Source organism: Streptomyces sp. NPDC056628 (assembly GCF_042792555.1).
In the GTDB taxonomy this organism is placed as follows: Bacteria; Actinomycetota; Actinomycetes; order Streptomycetales; family Streptomycetaceae; genus Streptomyces.
Genome location: NZ_JBHTWG010000089.1, coordinates 1 through 1,990, shown reverse-complemented (window position 1 = coordinate 1,990; position 1,990 = coordinate 1). Strand labels below are relative to the sequence as shown.

Below are 1,990 nucleotides of genomic sequence, written 5' to 3'. Positions count from 1 at the left end.
GAGACCGCCCCCGCACGATCGAAGTCCCGCTACACTCCCGCCACCCGGCGGAAAGACCTGGTCAGGCAGCGAAATCCTGCTGGAGTACTAGCCGGGGCGCAGTTCCACCAAGCGACGGTGCGAGACGGCCATACACCGAGGGTTGACCGCACGGGCCTGCGGGCGGCTATGTACGCCTTACGGCACGGGCAAGGAGCCGAGGAGAGCGACTTCGCCGAGCTGCTGGGCATCACAGAACACTCCGTTCACCTCCTGGTGCCGATGGTCGTTGTGGACGAGCTAGACCAGCTCAAGGAGAGCAAGGCTCCGCAGGCAAGGTGGCGCGCGCGGTACACGCTGGCCGTACTTGACCAGCTCTTTCAGAAGAGCACCGAGCACGCAGTGCTCCGCCAAGCGGACGCGGAGGTGCAACGCAACACCGGCGTACGGCGCGGTGAAGTGACAGTGCAGCTCTTGTTTGACCCGCCAGGGCATGTACGGCTGCCGATCAACGACGACGAGATCGTCGACCGGGCGCTCGCCATCAAGCCTCTCTCGGGACGCGAGGTAACAGTCACTTACCTACGACACAGGCCAGGCGACCCGTGCCCGTGTCGCAGGCCTACGCGACGTCAAGCTGAGCATGCCGGTCGACGATGAACCGGAAGCAGACGACCAAGAAGAAGCCCCCCTCCAGAAAACGAGGCGTCCAGGCACCAAGAGAGTCGACGATCACGCGGTGAAGGCCCGCGCCGTGAAGCGGCAGGATGCGGGCATTCCTGTCGGTGGTCGGTCAGGCGAGGTCGGTCAAGATCTCTGGTGTCGTTCGGTTGCTACTTGGCGGGACCGCATTCTTCGAGCGGTTCCGGTGCAGGCACCTGAGTGTTGCTCGCCCCGGCGGGCGTCCAAGTGAGTCCCAAGACCTCGTCCTCGAACAGCACTTTCGACATTGCTGAGAGGTTGGCTTTGCTATTGACGGGTCCCCCCTCCTTCAGAGGCTGCAAGGGTGCGGAGGATGGGCGTGCCCATCGCTGGCCGTAAACGTCGATGAAGGACACCCCGGGAATGTGGTAGCTGACATCCAGGGACATCCCAGGACCTAGCTGGCGTTTCGCGACAAACGCCGGGAGGGTCACCCGCGAGCACGGCGGGAGGGATCCCAGATACAGCATGGTCTTGGCCTCTTTGTAGTCGAGGGGGAACGTGCGGGCGTCGCCTTTGAGTTCTGTGGAGAGGCCGACGACGACCTGATCGACAGGATCGAGTGAGCGGTTCGCTATGTACCCGGTGGTCACGCCAGGCTCTCCGCGCGCCGCGTTGCTGCCGTCGATCTGAGTCCAGCTCGAGACCAGTACGGCTTGCTGGCGGAGTTCTCGGTCAGCGTCCTCGCGTGACTGGTCGAGCTGATCCTGAGCTGTCTGAACGCTGTAGTAGCTGGTCCAGGCGGAGAAGATCAGGCCGCCGGCGGCTGCGAGTGCGGCCACCACTGTGGCGGCCTTCATCCAGTCGATGCGCTGCGGCGGCTTTACAGCGGAGCCGGGAGACTCCGGCTGTGATGAGCCAGCGTCTCCGCCTGATTGCGCCTGTGGCTGCGGGGGCGCCGTGTCGGAGGGATGTGTCTGTGCCGACGCCCCGTCACTAACTGTCGGCTGCGGAACCGCGTCGGCGGGCTCCGCCTGCGATAACTCCCCGTCAGTGGCTGGTTGTGCCTGTCGATCCTGACCCACTCAACCTCCCTAGCCGACTGCCGGACGCTTCCCGTCCGTGTCCGCAGCAGATCTTTCCAGAGTCCGCGGTCAGAGATCAGGGAATCAAAGGGAACAACGAAGGCCCCGTGGCCGGGGCCGGGGTCCTCACGAAGCCGGAGGACACCAAGCCGGACAGGCCCGGGCTGGCCACTCCGCCGACCTGACCGAGTGATCGCGGACAAGGCATACAGCTCTCGCGGCTTCCGCAGCTGCTTGCGGCAACGCGGCAAGGCGGCATCGCGCACACGATCCCCGAAAAGGTC

Annotated in this window: 2 protein-coding genes and 1 pseudogene; 2 read left to right on the top strand and 1 reads right to left on the bottom strand. The window is 64.9% G+C overall.

Annotated elements, in window-relative coordinates:
• Nucleotides 1-639: PIN domain-containing protein (locus tag ACFRAC_RS36695; RefSeq protein ID WP_382939731.1), on the top strand; the 639-nt coding region annotated here is incomplete at its 5' end.
• A gap of 173 nt (nt 640-812) precedes the next feature.
• Here the strand turns inward: ACFRAC_RS36695 and ACFRAC_RS36690 are convergent.
• Nucleotides 813-1,481, bottom strand: a complete 669-nt coding sequence (locus ACFRAC_RS36690; protein ID WP_382939728.1) for a hypothetical protein — start codon at nt 1,479-1,481, stop codon at nt 813-815.
• Nucleotides 1,482-1,856: 375 nt separating this feature from the next.
• Between ACFRAC_RS36690 and ACFRAC_RS36685 the strand changes: the two are divergent.
• A pseudogene (locus tag ACFRAC_RS36685) lies at nt 1,857-1,990 on the top strand (IS5/IS1182 family transposase); the annotation flags it as partial.

Excerpts from the sequence above, each read along its gene's own strand:
- ACFRAC_RS36690 (WP_382939728.1), bottom strand. The coding sequence starts at position 1,481 with ATGAAGGCCGCCACAGTGGTGGCCGCACTCGCAGCCGCCGGCGGCCTG.